Here is a 15,801-nt window from a genome sequence, read left to right as displayed (position 1 = left end):
AGGATTTAACTCCGGCAGCCTTAATGTTTGTTTGCTGCTCCATTTAAGAAAAGCACCTGATTAGGATGGCTAAGCATCCCGGATGTTTACGACCGGCAGGCTTCCCTATGGGCGATGCTGTATTGGTCCTATTCTCTTTACTAATGCCGGCTGCTGAAAAGCCCCCAACTCCGCCACAGCCCGACTGGGCATTCAACTGAATGATGCATCCAATGCTCATGCCCCTACCTTTTAATTGGGCATGTATTACTACCTTGCAGCTACTTTTTTAAGCAAGATCGAAATTATGACCTTAACCATAGAGAACATACTACTCATTGGCTCTATTCTGCTTTTTATCAGTATACTGGCCGGAAAAACCTCTTACCGTTTCGGAGTTCCCACCCTTATCTTCTTCCTTATTGTAGGAATGCTGGCCGGTTCCGAGGGAGTAGGTAAAATTCAATTCGATAGCCCGGTTACAGCCCAATTTATTGGTGTGCTGGCGCTAAACTTTATTCTCTTTTCCGGTGGGCTCGATACCAAGTGGGAGTCTATTAAGCCGGTGCTGGGCCGGGGCGCTATGCTATCGACGCTTGGGGTGCTGCTCACAACTTTTGCCGTAGGTGCTTTTGTATGGCTGGTAACCGAATTTAGCTTTCTGGAAGGTCTTCTTTTAGGCTCGATTGTTTCCTCTACAGATGCAGCGGCCGTATTTTCTATTTTACGCGCGAAGAGTGTGGGCTTAAAAAAGAACCTGCGCCCAACGCTGGAGCTGGAAAGTGGCAGTAACGACCCTATGGCCTACTTTCTCACAGTTACGCTTACCTCACTGGTGGTAAGCCAGGAGCAGGATTTTCTTTCGGTCATCCCTTTTTTCTTAAAGCAGATTATTTTTGGTGCAGCGATTGGCCTTGGAATGGGGAAGCTGAGTGTGTTAGTCATTAACAAAATAAGGCTGGATTTCGAAGGTCTCTACCCGGTGCTGGTAATTGCTTTAATGGGTTTTACCTTTTCCTTTACGGATTCTATTGGAGGAAACGGATTCCTGGCTATTTACCTGGCTTCGGTTTACATCGGCAACCACGATATTATCCACAAGAAAACCATTATCCGCTTTTTCGATGGTTTTGCATGGCTGATGCAAATTGTGCTCTTCCTTACTCTGGGGCTGCTAGTTTTTCCAAAGCAGATTATCCCCGTAATGGGCATTGGCCTGCTGATATCTGTTTTTATGATTCTGATTGCCCGTCCCATCAGCGTGTATGCTTGCCTCTCTTTCTTTGGCCTCAAAAACAGAGAGAAACTGTTCATTTCTTGGGTAGGATTACGAGGCGCGGTGCCTATAGTGTTTGCCACTTATCCGTTAATTGCAGGGGTAGAGAAGGCGAATATGATTTTTAATATCGTATTTTTCATCTCTGTTACTTCCGTTCTGCTGCAGGGCACCACCCTTCCTTTAATGGCAAAATGGCTACATGTGTCGGTGCCGGAAAAAGCCAAAAGAAGAACACCACTGGATATCGAGCTGTCGGATAACATTAAAACCGAGCTGGCAGAAATACAGGTTCCTGCTGATAATGCTGCAGTGGGTAAAGCCATTGTAGAGCTAGGCTTTCCTAAAACCGCCATTATTGCCATGATCAGGCGCGATGGAAAGTACATTACACCCAATGGTTCTACCGTTCTGCAGCCGCTGGATATGCTGATTGTGCTGGCAGAAAATGAAGAGGGCCTGGACGAGGTGCATGAAAACCTTGAAATAGAGTAAGGTTAGCGGAATTAAAAGAGAGGAAAAGGAAGTGTTGAAAAAATTTAAATCCTCCTTTAAGTTAATGGGCAGATGCTTGTGAATAGCAGAAATATTTATTCACTTGGGGATCATGCGTAAATATTCTTCCTATGGAAAAAGAGTTAGATGCCCTTCGCCAGAAAATTGATGCTATCGATGATCAACTGCTGCAGCTGCTGAATGCCCGCATGGAGGTGGTGCGGGAGGTAGGCGTATTAAAGCAGAGTAGCCGGAGTGTTATTTACCGCCCGGAGCGTGAAGCCGCCATTATTGAACGACTGCACCAAAAAACACAGGGCCTGCTGAATCGGGAAGCAATTGAAGCTGTTTTTCTTGAAATTTTTGCGCTGAGCCGTAATCTGGAGCTGCCCGAAAAGGTGGCTTATCTGGGGCCCGATGGTTCCTTTACCCATGGGGCTGCCGAGAGCCGTTTTGGCGCTCTAAGTGAATACCTTCCCATGCTTTCGATAAAGGCTGTTTTTGAAGCAGTACAAACTGACAAAACCCGTTTTGGTGTGGTGCCTATCGAGAATAACCAGGAAGGGATAGTAGTTGAAACCATGGACTGCCTTCAGCAATTCAACTTAAGGATAGTCGCTGAACTGCCCCAGCCGATCCATTTTTGCTTGGCCTCAGCCTCCGACAGGGTGGAGGAGCTGCATACCCTGTACTCGAAAGATATTGCCTTTCGGCAGTGCCGGGAGTTTACGCATAACTATTTCCCCAAGGGTGTACAGCAGGTGCCGGTAAGCTCGACTTCAGAGGCGGCACGACTGGCAGAAGAGAAGGGCAGGGGGCATGCTGCTCTTTGTTCGGCTGTAGCGGCCAAGCGCTTTAAATTGCCGGTGCTCTTCCACAATGTAGAAGATGCCGACACGAACATGACACGCTTCTTAATTCTGGCAAAAGATATCGTAAACCAGCCGGGAAAGAACGATAAAACCACTCTGTTGGCCCATTTACCCGACCAGCCCGGTAGCCTGGCGGCCTTTCTGCAGGACTTCCACAAAGCCTCCATTAACCTTACCAAAATTGAAAGCCGGCCGGTGCGGGGTGAGAAAAGTTTCAACTACTGGTTCTTCATAGAATTTGACGGCCACAGAGACGATCCGGCGGTTCAGCAAATTCTTGAAAAGCATCAGCAGTCGGTTCGCTGGCTGGGCAGCTACGTTAAAATGTTGTAGGTTACAGCTGGGGGTATTTTTGATCAGGTTTATTCCTTCTTCACCACCAGCCGATCGGCGGAGTATTCTATAATCTGTATCGTAAAATTCTCAGCGCCTTTACCGGCTAACTCTACCTGGAGGTGGTTTTTTTCAGGACTGGTCCACCTTCCCTTTACCTTCTGATACCCATCGGCCGGAGCAATTTTGTAAAGAATAAAGCCCTTTTCAGGAAGTATCTCAAATCCCCTGCGTCCCCGCGAGGGAGGAAAATCATAGCTGGCCGGACGATACACCAGGTAGCCGGCAGAGTCCTCTTCATATGAATGAATCCACTTTTTGTATAATTCCTGTGGCAGTTCCTGCTGGCCCATACATTGCTGGCTTAAAAGGAGAAGAAAAAAGGTAAAAGCGAAGAGGGGAAATCTTTTCATTTTGTTAGGATACGAAAAAGGAAAGAAAAGGAAAGAAATTTTGCGTCTTTTTCCAGTAAGGAGAGTCTGTGGTTTAAAAACGATGGAAAAGATGAAAACTTTTAAAATTAAAGGAATAAAACTACTGCTGGCGCTGACTGGCCTTAAAATTTGCCCCGCTTCAGAAAAGGAGCCATCCGCTCTTTGTAGCAAATGGCAGGTTTCTCTTAGCCAGCTGATCAATAAGTGAAAAAAGGGAATCCTAAAATTATTAAAGTATTCTGCTTGCAAAAATGTGGCGGCAGAGCTAAATCGTTAAAAATATCTGGTATATGGAACCATCTTCTGCCTGTGGCGAGGTAGCACCGGTTTTTCTGGAATATGAAGAAAAGCTGAAGGCTTTTATTCGGAAGCGAATTCCGGACGAAGAGGAAAGTAAGGATTTACTTCAGCAGGTGTTGCTGAAGCTGTACCGGCATTGCGAAAAGCTGCCCGAGGTAAAGAATATGCAGGCATGGGTATACCAGGTGAGCAGAAATGCCCTTAACGATTATTTTAAGGAGGCTGCCCGGCGGAAAAGTACCCATCAGCCGCTGCAGGTGGAGCTGCAGCTTGAGGGTGTGGAGGAAGATCGCCTTCAAAAGGAAATGGTGGAATATGTGCGCCCGCTCATTGCCTTGCTGCCGTTGAAGTATGCCCGCCCCCTTATTATGAGCGATTTGGAGGGTTATTCGCAGCAGCAGGTGGCCGACCATTTAGGTATTAGCCTTTCGGGAGCCAAATCGCGGGTGCAGCGGGCGCGTGAGAAGCTGCGCGAAATTATTATCGAATGCTGTTTGCTGGAGCTGGACCGAAACGGCAAGCTGTTGAGCCTCGACATAAAAGACTCCTGTGGTTGTATGCAAAAAGTAAAAGAGGAGGTACGGCAAAAGCTGGCGGAGGGATAAACATTTCCATTACAGCGGATAGCTTGGTTTTTTATTCGCCCTTCCTTAGCTGTTTGTGTGTAAAGATGAATTACTTACAGATAGTTATAGGAACTTCCTGTTTTGAAGATCAAAAGTCTTTATTCTGCTACCCAGGCGATTGAACCCTGTTTCTAGCTCCCTTTCGCTTATTTTTAAAATAAAAAACCGAATGTATTTGGCTTTTCGAAGTGCGGCCTCTACATTTGTGATATCAAGTCAATTACATCTGCTAATTGATTTATAAAGAAGCGTGGAGAGACAGGCTCTATGAAGCGCTAGCAACCATACCACACAGGTAAAGGTGCTAAATCCTGATTCCGAAGCCCTATTGGCCCGGAAGAATATAAATTGATAAAGCAATGAAAAGCCACATCAACTTTCAGGAAGTACCCAGCCCCGGCCATTCACAGCCAGGCGATTCTCTTACTATTCCTTTTTTAGCCACTGTAGCGGTTCCATCAATGGCCGGCTACTGTTGTTGCTGTTGCTGCTAAGCACATCCGGACGTTCGTTGCCGAAGTTCCGTATGGCTGGCTGTAAACAGTAGAGGGTAAACTACATCCTTTTCATTTCTCTACCAGTTTTTACGGACCTTCTGCACATGTCTTCCCGGGATTGCCACATCCTTTTTATTCCATTTGTAATCAATCACTTAAACATTTATAACATGGCAGATCAAACAAAACTCCGTTATGAAACTCTTCAGTTACATGCAGGCCAGGAAATAGATCCTGTTACACGTTCACGCGCCGTACCTATTTACCAGACCACCTCCTATACCTTCAAAGATTCAGCTCATGGGGCCAATCTCTTTGCCCTTAAAGAGTTCGGGAATATTTATACCCGTATTATGAATCCTACCACCGACGTCTTTGAAAAGCGGGTTGCAGCACTCGAAGGTGGGGTGGCAGCCGTAGCAACCGCTTCCGGGCAGTCGGCCCAGTTTCTGGCGCTTAACAACATATTGCATGCCGGCGATAATTTTGTTTCCACTTCCTTCCTGTATGGAGGTACCTACAACCAGTTTAAAGTAGCATTTAAACGTCTTGGGGTGGAAGTGCGCTTTACCGATAGTGAAGAACCGGAAAGCTATGAGCAGCTGATAGATGAAAACACCAAAGCCATTTACCTCGAGACCATCGGAAATCCCGGTTTCAACGTTCCTGATTTTGAGTCCATTGCGGCAGTAGCAGCTCAATATGATATTCCATTGGTGGTGGATAATACTTTTGGAGCAGCCGGCTATCTTTTCCGGCCTATCGAGCATGGTGCGGCAATCGTTACGGCTTCGGCTACTAAATGGATTGGCGGCCACGGCACGACGATTGGCGGTATAATTATTGACAGCGGCCGGTTTAACTGGGGTAATGGTAAATTTCCGCAGTTTACTGAGCCCTCCGAAGGCTACCATGGGTTAAAGTTCTGGGATACTTTTGGGGAGGGAAATCCGCTGGGGCTGCCAAACATCGCTTTTGCCATTCGTGCGCGGGTAGAAGGTCTGCGTGATTTCGGCCCTGCCCTTAGCCCGTTCAATGCTTTCCAGCTCATACAGGGACTGGAAACCCTGAGTTTGCGGGTAGACCGCACCGTGGAAAATGCCCTTTCGCTGGCAAAATGGCTGGAGCAGCATCCACAGGTGGAGAGTGTAAATTATCCCGGCCTGGAAAGCAGCAAATACCACAGCCTGGCAAAGAAATACTTTAAGCGGGGCTTTGGAGGAGTGCTTTCCTTTAAGATTAAGGGCGGAAAAGAGGCCGCAGAGCAGTTTGTGAACCGGCTTGAGCTGGTGAGTCACCTGGCAAACCTTGGCGATGCCAAATCGCTCATCATTCACCCTGCCAGCACCACGCACCAGCAGCTAAGTGAGGCTGAGCAGCTGAGCGCAGGGGTGGAGCCTAACCTGCTGAGGATATCGGCAGGCATCGAGCATGTGGATGATATTAAAGCCGACCTAGAACAGGCATTCAGCCAGGTGCAGCAGAGCAACAGAGAACCTCAGTTAGTTTAATGATGAACAGTAATGGCAGCTATCCACCATAATCGGATAGCTGCTGTTCTAAGGTAGCAGGAATGCATTTACAACACTTCAAATATCCCCATCCACTCCCCTTGCAGAATGGCGGTGAGCTTCAAAACTTTGAACTGGCTTATTTCACCTGGGGTACACTTAATGCCGAAGGTACCAATGCCATATGGGTGTGTCATGCCTTAACCGGCAGTGCCAATGTGGAAGAATGGTGGTCGGAGCTTATTGGGCCGGGTAAGCTCCTGGACACTGACCGCTATTTTATTATCTGTGCCAATACACCTGGTAGCTGCTATGGCTCAACTGGGCCATTAAGTATTAGCCCGGTCACCTATGCCCCTTATTACCATAGTTTTCCGCTGCTCACCAATCATGATGTAGTGACTGCTTTCGATTTGCTGCGGAAGGAATTGGGGATTGGGAGGCTGTCCCTGCTAATTGGTGGCTCACTTGGAGGGCAGCAGGCCCTGCAATGGGCGGTGAAAAAGCCTGAGGTGGCAGAGCGCCTGGTGCTGCTGGCAACAAATGCCCGGCACTCTCCCTGGGGAATTGCCTTTAATGAAACCCAGCGGATGGCCATTGCCAGTGACATGACCTGGAAGCTGAACTCACCCAAGGCAGGACTACAGGGACTAAAAACAGCCCGTGGTATTGCCATGCTTTCCTATCGTACCTACCAGGTGTATGAGAAAAAGCAGCAGGACCAGGAGCCAAGGCCGGACAATGGATTTCGTGCAGCCGAATACCAGCAGTATCAGGGGGAAAAGCTGGCAGCTCGCTTTAATGCCTTTTCTTACTGGATATTGAGTAAAATGATGGATGCTCATGATGTGGGGCGTGGTTATGGCAGTGTCGTGGAGGCATTGGCAAGAGTAAAAGCACAAACCTTAGTAATTGGCATCGATTCTGACCTCCTCTTTCCCCCATCTGAGCAGGAATACTTATCCGAACATATCCCTGATGCTTCCTTCCGGCTGATATCGTCGGTTTACGGGCACGACGGATTTTTAGTTGAAACAGAGGCCGTACAGCAGGCAGTAAGAGAAGTGCTGAAATTCCCGCAGGCAAAAACATTTTATCAGCCAACTCTAAAATAATACAGATGGAAAAGAAAAATATAAAAATAGGTTTGTTCGGCTTTGGATCAGTAGGACAGGGTACTTACCAGATAATTCAGGAAAATGCTGCTTTAGGAGCGGAAGTGGTGCGCATCTGTATAAAAGACCCTCAAAAAGAGCGGCGGATTAGCCGGGAAAATTTTACCTTCCGCAAGGAAGATATACTGCAGGACGATTCCATAGACATTGTGGTGGAAGCCATTAGTAATGCCGGTGAGGCCTTTGATATTGTAAAAGAGGCATTATTAGCGGGTAAGGATGTGGTAACGGCCAGTAAAAAGATGGTCAGCGAACATTTAGCGGAATTGCTGGAGCTGCAGGCTCAAACGGGTCGGATTATCAGGTATGAGGCGGCTGTTTGTGGGGCCATTCCGGTACTGGAGGTGCTTGACAGCTATTTTGCCCACGAGCCAATTGAAGAGCTGTGCGGTATAGTAAACGGCTCCACCAACTATATACTAAGCCGAATGCAGGATGAGTCACTTGACTACTCCACTGCGCTGCGGCAGGCCCAGGCATTAGGTTTTGCCGAGGCAGACCCTGCGTTGGATGTGAAAGGCTGGGATGCCGGCAATAAAATAGTAATTACCGCCCTGCATGCGTTTGGTGAGCTGCTTCGGCCCGAGGAGGTGCTCGTTCGGGGAATTGATGAGCTGCCTCGCCATGCCACCCGGCTGGCCGCAGCGGAAGGGAAGCGCATTAAGCTGGTGGGTCGTATTCGGCTGAAAGAAGGTAAACTATTTGCCAGTGTAATGCCCGAAATGCTCAGCGCTGAACATCCTCTTTATTCAGTGGAAGAAGAGAATAACCGTTTATTAATTTACGGGAAGTATAGTGGACTGCAACAATTAAGTGGCAAAGGAGCCGGAGCCCTCCCTACCGGAACAGCGGTAGTGTCCGATATACGGGCGCTGCTGAACAGGAGGGGATACCAGTATGCCAAATATAAGGAAAGGGCGTTGCAGTCGGTTGTGTAGCTGAGTATATGAAAATAAAGCTTACTCTACAATAAAGTTGGTGGTAGCCAGGCCGGTATTGCCGGTTTTAGGGTCATAGGCGTAAACCTGTACCTGGTATAGCCCGGGCTCTTTAGCAGGCAGTAAGCCGCTAAAAGTGCTGAGCTTATTTTTTTGCTGCAGCGGAATGCTGGCCATTTCCTCACCATCCTTACTCACCAGCGCCTGTACCTCATACTGGCTGGCATCCCACAGGCCACCTTCTGTAAGCGGGCAGCCACACATCATTACCACATTGGCCACTACAGCTATGCTATCGCCGGCGGTAAGCCTTTCGTGCGTTTGAGGGGCCAGAACATTTACTGCAAAGCCAGGAAACTCCAGCACCAGCCCATCGCCTGTAATATCCTTGCCGGGTATTAGCCAGAGCTGGGACGATACCTTAGCCATTGCCTGTGGCTGCTGCCAGGGTGCATAACCTTCTACCGTAACAAAAGTAGGCCGCTCCAAATCGAGCCGGGCAGTAAAGCCGGCCGTCCCGGCATCGCTCAGGGGCTGGTGGCGTAGCTGTGGATCTTTCATAATCCGCTGCGTGTTTCCGGTGCTGCCCTCAGTGAAACCTTCTGCCAGAATTTCGCCACTGATAGCATCGCGTACAATAATGCGGGCCCCGCCAATAGAGCTGCCGATAAACTTAGCATCTTTTGCCTTTGCACGAACCACAAGGGTAGTAGGCTGTGCCAGCAGAGGTAAGGCAGTTAGCAGGGTTAACAGGAAGAGTATAAAAGTTTTCATAGGCTCGCTCTTTCTTCAAATTTAATAATAAAGGATGCTAAATTCTACTATTCCGGCTCTCAGTGGCTTTAAATTCTACTCATTCTTTTATTTGTCTGCTGCTGGGGAATTGAGCCTGTAATACCGCTATCTCCTTGTGCTACAAACTTTTCCCCTGTGCTGTCTTGTAGATGAAAGGAATAAAACAGAACTTTATATGATTGCTACTGTCGGCAACTGTTGAAGGGGACGCATAGCAGGTGTTTTTTGGCTAAAGCAGATTGTTTTTTGGCCAACCAATCATTTTTATTCGTTTATGCGCTATTCGATTACGCAAAAGGTTCGGCTGGCTTTAATTGCCTCGCTTCTTTTGCTCTTTACAGTTTCTTTTTTGGCTTATACAAGTCTTTCACACTTAATTGACTCTTCCCGCAATGTTAGCGATACTTATGCTGTCATTATCAATCTCGAACAATTAGTTTCGGCCATAAGAGAAGCAGAGAGCGGCCAGCGGGCCTATCTTCTTACTTCAAACCCCGACTTTCTGGAGGGCTTTTACGGAAAGCGGCAAAAGGTAAATGAGCTTTACCGGACTCTCCGGCAGCAGGTATCGGATAACGAAGAACAACAAACTAACCTGCGGCGACTTCAGGAGCTTATAACGCAGCGCTTCGAACGACTGGGAAACCTGGTAAGCCAGCACCAGAAAAACCAGCCCTACAATATTGTAGGGAGTAACCAGATGATGCAGGAGCTGACTTCGGTGGTGGATACTATGCAGGAGGAAGAAGAGCGACTTTTAGAGATGAGATTAGAGAGGGAGCAGCTTTATGCCAGGCAGGCACCTGTATTTATCGGGCTATTCCTGCTGGTGAGCCTTCTGCTGACGCTCACTGCCTTTTTCCGCATTAGAAAAGATGTAAGAGAGCGCGAAAGAACAGAGAAGCTGCTGGAAAATTACAACCAGAAGCTGGAAGGGAAAATAGAAGAACGTACCCGGGAAATCAGAAAGAATGAAGAGCGATACCGCTTTATGGCGGAGTCTATTCCACATATCGTCTGGACGGCCACGCCGGAGGGCGAAATGGACTTTTTCAGCCAGCAGCTAACACTTTATACGGGTATTCCTACAGAAGAACTGCTGGGGCGAAACTGGCAAAGAATTATCCATCCTGCTGAACTGGAGGCCACTTTTCAGGTATGGGCTAGAAGTATAAGCGAAGAAACAGAGAACAGGATTGAGCATAGAATATTAGGTGCCGATGGCCAGTATCGCTGGATGCTTAGCCATGCAGTTCCTTACAAGAGCGAGAAGGGAGACGTGCTAAAATGGTTTGGTACGACTACCTTAATCGATGAAGAGAAAAAGGCAATCGACAAGGCCATTGCAAAGGAAGAACAGCTGCGCCAGATAACTGACGCGCTGCCTGTTTTAATTTCTTACATAGATGAAGACCGCCGTTACCGCTTTGTGAATGCCGCTTATGAGCGATGGTTCGGCATTTCGCGTAACCAGATAAATGCAAAGCCGCTCAGAGAAGTAGTAGGGGGAGAGGGTTATAAGGCGGTAAGTGGGCTGCTTGACCGGGCATTTAGGGGAGAAACCATTAACGAAGAAGTAAAAACTTATTATCCCCTCCAGGGCCACCGCTACATGCGCATCCATATTATTCCACGCTGGCACGACGACCGGGTACTTGGAGTATATGGTTTGGTAACTGACATAACACAGCAGCGGGAGATAGAAGAGCAGCTGCGGGAAGCTTTATTTGAGTCGAGGACCAGAAATGAAGAGTTGAAGAGGGTCAATCTTATTCTCGATGACTTTGTAACCATGGCTGCCCATGACCTTAAATCTCCTGTCAGCAATCTAAAACTTTCCGTTTTACTAATGAACAGGCTGGGAAGTGCGGAAGAAAAACTGAAAATAATGGGCCAGTTCGATACGTCGGTTCAGCGACTGGACCGTACTCTCTCCGGCTTGCTGGAAATATTAGAAGTACAGCATGTAAAAGATGCTCAGGTAGCACAATACTGTTTCGCCGATATTCTGGAGCAGGTAATGGAAAACCTGGGTGAGCGCCTGCAAGCGGCTGGCGGCACCATTGAAAGCGATTTTGTAGAGGCGCCTGCCATTGCTTACATCCGGCCTTACCTTGTCAGTATTTTTCATAATCTCATCAGCAACGCGGTAAAATACCGATCCGGCGACAGGCCATTGCAAATAATGCTTCGTACCGAAGTGCAGGAGCAATGGATTCTTTTTAGCTGTACCGATAATGGCATAGGAATGAACATGGACAAGATAGGTTCGAAAATATTTAAACCCTTTAAGCGCTTTACAGCCCAGGCAGAGGGTACAGGGGTAGGCCTGCACTTGGTAAAGAGCATGCTGGAGAAAAATGGAGGGAAAATAGAAATTGAGAGCCGGGAAGGAAAGGGAAGCATTGTCCGGTGCTACCTGAAAGAAATGATAAAAACTTCCGACGAGAAATAACCTTTCTGCAAGAGTTAAAGTTGTAGAGCAATGGCAAGGAGTATAATCTGCTTTCTATCGTGAGGAAGAAGAAAAAAGATTTGCGAAAAGCGCGGAGATTTACTTTTATTGCAGAAATAATAATTTTTGTTAATACTGATTATACTTTTTATAAGGATGAGTGAGGCAAAGTGCATTCTTTTAGTGGATGATGATGATACAACTGTAATGCTTACCCGGCTTTTTTTAGAAAGTATGTCGCTGGAAGATGTGCATTCCAGCAGCAATGGGTTAGAGGCCATTCAGTTTATACAGGAAAACTGCCGGACAGGAATGGATGGTAAAAAGCAATGTCCTGATATTGTGCTGCTCGACCTGAACATGCCTGTAATGGATGGCTATGAATTTCTGGAAGAATACAGTAAGGCATCCAACCTTAATAAACAGAATATAAGAATAGTCGTAGTAAGCAGCTCCGATAGTAAGAGGGACCGGGATAGAATTGCTGATTTTGATGTTTCCGGCTATATTGTTAAACCATTGACCGAAGAAAAGCTGAGGCCCTTTCTTGCCTAAAACGCCTGTTTGGTTCATGGGTTACTTCATCTTTAAAATGAAGGAAGCAGCAGCTTCTTCTTCAGCAGATTTGCATTGATACCTTTCAAAAGCCCTGCCGAACAGGTGCCGCGGGCTTTTTGTTCAAGTAAGTGTAGTTAATTTTTTTGGGCCAGTGTTTAAAATGATGCTTTTGCTCTTCGTCTCTCCAGAATAATTAAAATTCAGCCAGGTGATAAGACTTTTAACTGCTGGCTCCATTCATAAAATCCAATTTCATCTTCACTCCTCTTTTCTGCAATGCAGCCCCAAAAAGGTTCAGCCTGCGGAGCACTACCTGCATAAAAAGCGGGGCTAGTAAATTACACCCGGCCGCCTGCAGATATATTGCAAAATAATTTGTTTTTTGTTTAAAATTGTGCGTACATCACTTTACAATCACACAGTCTGGCACTGTTTTTATACTATTAATTGTAGAAGAATTAATTTCTGAATAAGATGAAAAAAGCACTCATTATTATAGGCAGTATACTGGGTGTCATACTGCTGCTTCTAATTTTAATTCCTGTTTTCTTCAAGGATGACATTTTTCGGAAAGTCGATGAGCAGCTGGCGAAATCCATTAATGCGGAGGTCAATTACAATGCCGATGATATAGGACTGAGCCTGTTGGCTAACTTCCCGAATATGACGGCCACACTTGATGATTTCAGCATCGTGGGCCGGGAGCCTTTTGCCGGCGATACCTTACTGGCAGCCGACCGTTTCGAAATTGTGCTGGACCTTTTCAGCGTTGTGGGAGGAGGCCAGATGCAGATTAAAGCGCTGGAGCTGGAGAACCCGCTGGTGCAGATTCTGGTGCTGGAAGACGGCTCCGCTAACTACGATATTGCCATTGAAGAAGAAAACCTTCCGGCCACGGCCGATGCTGCTCCAACGGCTTTTAATATTGGTATTGACCACTGGGAAATCAGCAATGGTCGAATTGTGTACCAGGACCTGAGCATTCCTATTCGTATCGACCTGGAAAATGTAAGCCACACCGGTAGCGGAGACTTTACCCAGGATATATTCGAAATGGATACCTATACCCTTGCCGAACAAGGCTCTCTTACCTTCGATGGGGTGGAATACATTACCGATAAACGCCTGGAGGCCGATGTGCGGATGAACATGAACCTGCCCGAGATGAAGTTTACCTTCCTCGAAAATACTGCCCGCCTGAACGATTTTGCCGTTGGCTTTGAGGGATTTATTGCCATGCCCAACGACCCCATTATTTTCGATATGCAGTTTGCTGCTAAAGACAATGACTTTAAAAGCCTGTTGTCGCTGGTACCCGGTATGTATAATGAAGAATTTGAAGAAATTGAAGCCAGTGGCGATATAGATTTTAATGGATATCTTAAAGGGGTGTACAGCGAGGTCGATAGCACCATGCCCGGCTACCGTGTAGCCCTGCAGGTAAACGATGCCCGCTTTAAGTATGAAGACCTCCCAACCGCTGTAGAAGATATCAATGTAAAAATGCTGGTGGAGGCCAAAGACGGCAATACTGATAACCTCTACGTCAATATTGAAGATCTTAACATGAAGGTGGGCAATAACCCGGTGCAGGGCGAGTTTGAGCTTCGTTCGCTGGTGCCTCTTAATGTGGCTGCCGATATTGATGCCCGCCTGAACCTTGCCGAACTTGACCAGGTGCTGAAGCTGGAAGCCCTTGATATGAAAGGCCTTTTTGCTCTTAATGTAAAGGCCGATGGTATTTATGACAGCCTTCAGCAGAAGTTTCCGGAAATAAAGGCTGCCATGAGTCTGGAAGAGGGTTTTATCAAGTCTGTTGATTACGAGGTGCCTATACAGGATTTTAATTTTACTGCCACGGTAGAAAATAAGACCGGTGACCTCTCCAATACTTTTATAAAGGTACCCGCTTTTAGTATGCTGGTAGATGAGGACCGCGTAACCGGGCAACTGATGCTGGAAGACCTGGAGAATTACACCTGGAATATGGCTCTGCAGGGTGCCCTCGACCTTACCACTATCGGTAAAATTATTCCACTTGAAGATATGGAAATAGCCGGTCGTATAGTGGCCGATATAGAAACGAAGGGGCAAATGAGCTCGGTGGAGGCCGGCCGCTTCGAAGAGCTGCCTACCAGAGGTACCGTTTTGGTAAAGGACTTCCGTTACAGCAGTGCCGATCTTCCTTACGATTTTATTGTTTCTACTGCCGCCATGGAGTTTAACCCGCAGCGCATGAAGCTCGAGAACTTCAATGGACAGATTGGCAGCACCGATATGCAGTTAACCGGTTTTGTGAATAATTACATCGGCTATGCACTTAAAGATGATGAGGTGCTGCAGGGGGAATTTAGCATGGTGTCGCGGCATGTAAACCTTAATGAGTGGATGACGGATGAGGAAGCCGTTGATCCTGCCGATACCGCTTCCGCTCCTATGACGGTGGTGGAAATACCGAAAAACCTCGACCTGACCTTTACCTCAACTATTTCGGAGCTGGTATACGATAACCTGACGCTCGAAAATGTTACCGGTACCCTGGCGGTAGAAGATGGTATGGTGGCCATGCGCGACCTGAGCTTTAATACCCTGGGCGGGCAGTTTGGCCTGAACGGCCTTTACGATCCCCGCGACCTGCAGAGGCCGGTTTTTGATATGGACTTCGTCATTGATAATTTATCCATCAGCCGTGCTTATGAAAACTTTGTTACCGTTCAGGCCCTGGCGCCTATTGCCGAGAAGCTGGACGGGGAGTTCTCCACCAAGTTTGCCCTGCAGGGTATTCTAGGGCAGGATATGGTTCCGCTCATGGGCACCCTTACCGGTAAAGGTATTATAGAACTTATTGATGCTACCCTCGAAGACTCCAAAGTACTTTCGGCCGTGATGGACTTTACCAATCTGGCGAATAATGCCACCGCAGTACAGCTAAAGGATATTTTACTAAAGGCGAAGGTCGATGACGGGTATGTGGTGGTTGAGCCCTTCGATTTTGAAGTAGGCAATATCAATATAACGGTCGATGGCCGCCAGGGCATTGATGGTGCCCTGGATTATGACTTTGCCCTGGAAGTACCTGCCGGAGCCGCCGGGCAAGCCGTGAATAGCCTCTTATCGAAGATAGGTGCGGGTAGTGGGGTAGGTTCTTCAACTTTAAACCTGAAAGTGGGTGTTGGCGGTACTTATGAAAACCCTGCGGTGAATCTGCTCGGCGCCGGGCCGGGTAAAGGAGGCGTAGTCGAAACCGCTAAAGAAACCGTTAAAGAGGCTGTACAGGAAAAGCTACAGGCCGAAACCGATAAAGCAAAAGCCGAGCTGGAGACAAAGCGCAGGGAAGCCGAAGAAAGAGCGAAAGCCGAACTGGAAGAGAAGCGCCGCCAGGCCGAGGAAGAGGCGAAGAAGGAGCTGGAAAAACGCCAGCAGCAACTGGAAGATTCCCTCAAAAAGAAAAGTAAGGGCGTGCTGAAGGACTTATTTAAAAAGGACGGAGGTAAATAAGCCTGCCAGCTACACAATATACCTAAAAGCCCTCTTCGGAGGGCTTTTTAACCTTTTAC

13 protein-coding genes and 1 riboswitch are annotated in these 15,801 nt (G+C 47.4%); of the genes, 10 read left to right on the top strand and 3 right to left on the bottom strand.

The features are described from left to right. Positions 1–43: 43 nt before the first annotated feature. Complete coding sequence (locus F752_RS26180) at positions 44–220, bottom strand: hypothetical protein (protein WP_160164074.1); 177 nt, start codon at positions 218–220, stop codon at positions 44–46. 66 nt (positions 221–286) lie between these two features. Here F752_RS26180 and F752_RS0102460 point away from each other — a divergent pair, with 66 nt between their 5' ends. Further along, positions 287–1,750: a potassium/proton antiporter gene (locus F752_RS0102460; RefSeq protein WP_026135467.1), complete on the top strand. Its 1,464-nt coding sequence runs from the start codon at positions 287–289 to the stop codon at positions 1,748–1,750. A 131-nt stretch (positions 1,751–1,881) separates the two neighbouring features. Further along, complete coding sequence (gene pheA, locus F752_RS0102455; protein WP_017730143.1) at positions 1,882–2,955, top strand: prephenate dehydratase; 1,074 nt, start codon at positions 1,882–1,884, stop codon at positions 2,953–2,955. Between the two features lie 29 nt (positions 2,956–2,984). On the opposite strand, the gene F752_RS25145 is transcribed toward pheA, so the two are convergent. Beyond that, entirely contained in the window at positions 2,985–3,368 is a 384-nt protein-coding gene (locus F752_RS25145) for a hypothetical protein (RefSeq protein ID WP_152424998.1), read from the bottom strand. 91 nt (positions 3,369–3,459) lie between these two features. Between F752_RS25145 and F752_RS26175 the strand changes: the two genes are divergently transcribed. From F752_RS26175 to F752_RS23345, 5 genes are all read left to right on the top strand, one after another. Continuing rightward, positions 3,460–3,597, top strand: a complete 138-nt coding sequence (locus F752_RS26175; protein ID WP_160164073.1) for a hypothetical protein — start codon at positions 3,460–3,462, stop codon at positions 3,595–3,597. Positions 3,598–3,679: 82 nt separating this feature from the next. Then, positions 3,680–4,294, top strand: coding sequence for an RNA polymerase sigma factor SigZ (gene sigZ, locus F752_RS0102445; RefSeq protein ID WP_017730141.1), 615 nt, complete (start codon positions 3,680–3,682; stop codon positions 4,292–4,294). A gap of 256 nt (positions 4,295–4,550) precedes the next feature. After that, positions 4,551–4,665, top strand: a riboswitch (SAM riboswitch). A gap of 317 nt (positions 4,666–4,982) precedes the next feature. Further along, positions 4,983–6,323, top strand: a complete 1,341-nt coding sequence (locus F752_RS0102440) for an O-acetylhomoserine aminocarboxypropyltransferase/cysteine synthase family protein (RefSeq protein ID WP_017730140.1) — start codon at positions 4,983–4,985, stop codon at positions 6,321–6,323. A 62-nt stretch (positions 6,324–6,385) separates the two neighbouring features. Then, on the top strand, positions 6,386–7,438 hold the full coding sequence (gene metX, locus F752_RS0102435) for a homoserine O-acetyltransferase MetX (RefSeq protein ID WP_051049859.1): 1,053 nt from the start codon (positions 6,386–6,388) through the stop codon (positions 7,436–7,438). Positions 7,439–7,443: 5 nt separating this feature from the next. Beyond that, positions 7,444–8,436 (top strand): homoserine dehydrogenase, encoded by a 993-nt coding sequence (locus F752_RS23345; protein WP_017730138.1) that lies wholly within the window; start codon positions 7,444–7,446, stop codon positions 8,434–8,436. Between the two features lie 21 nt (positions 8,437–8,457). Here F752_RS23345 and F752_RS0102425 read toward each other — a convergent pair whose 3' ends face one another. Beyond that, positions 8,458–9,210 (bottom strand): hypothetical protein, encoded by a 753-nt coding sequence (locus tag F752_RS0102425; protein WP_017730137.1) that lies wholly within the window; start codon positions 9,208–9,210, stop codon positions 8,458–8,460. Positions 9,211–9,580: 370 nt separating this feature from the next. Here F752_RS0102425 and F752_RS0102420 point away from each other — a divergent pair, with 370 nt between their 5' ends. From F752_RS0102420 to F752_RS0102405, 3 genes are all read left to right on the top strand, one after another. Next, entirely contained in the window at positions 9,581–11,686 is a 2,106-nt protein-coding gene (locus F752_RS0102420) for a sensor histidine kinase (RefSeq protein ID WP_160164072.1), read from the top strand. Between the two features lie 156 nt (positions 11,687–11,842). Continuing rightward, positions 11,843–12,241: a response regulator gene (locus F752_RS0102415; protein WP_026135466.1), complete on the top strand. Its 399-nt coding sequence runs from the start codon at positions 11,843–11,845 to the stop codon at positions 12,239–12,241. Between the two features lie 477 nt (positions 12,242–12,718). Beyond that, on the top strand, positions 12,719–15,742 hold the full coding sequence (locus F752_RS0102405; protein WP_017730132.1) for an AsmA family protein: 3,024 nt from the start codon (positions 12,719–12,721) through the stop codon (positions 15,740–15,742). Positions 15,743–15,801: the final 59 nt, after the last annotated feature.

It is taken from the genome of Nafulsella turpanensis ZLM-10 (assembly GCF_000346615.1).
GTDB lineage: Bacteria > Bacteroidota > Bacteroidia > Cytophagales > Cyclobacteriaceae > Nafulsella > Nafulsella turpanensis.
This window is presented reverse-complemented; position numbering and strand designations above follow the sequence as displayed.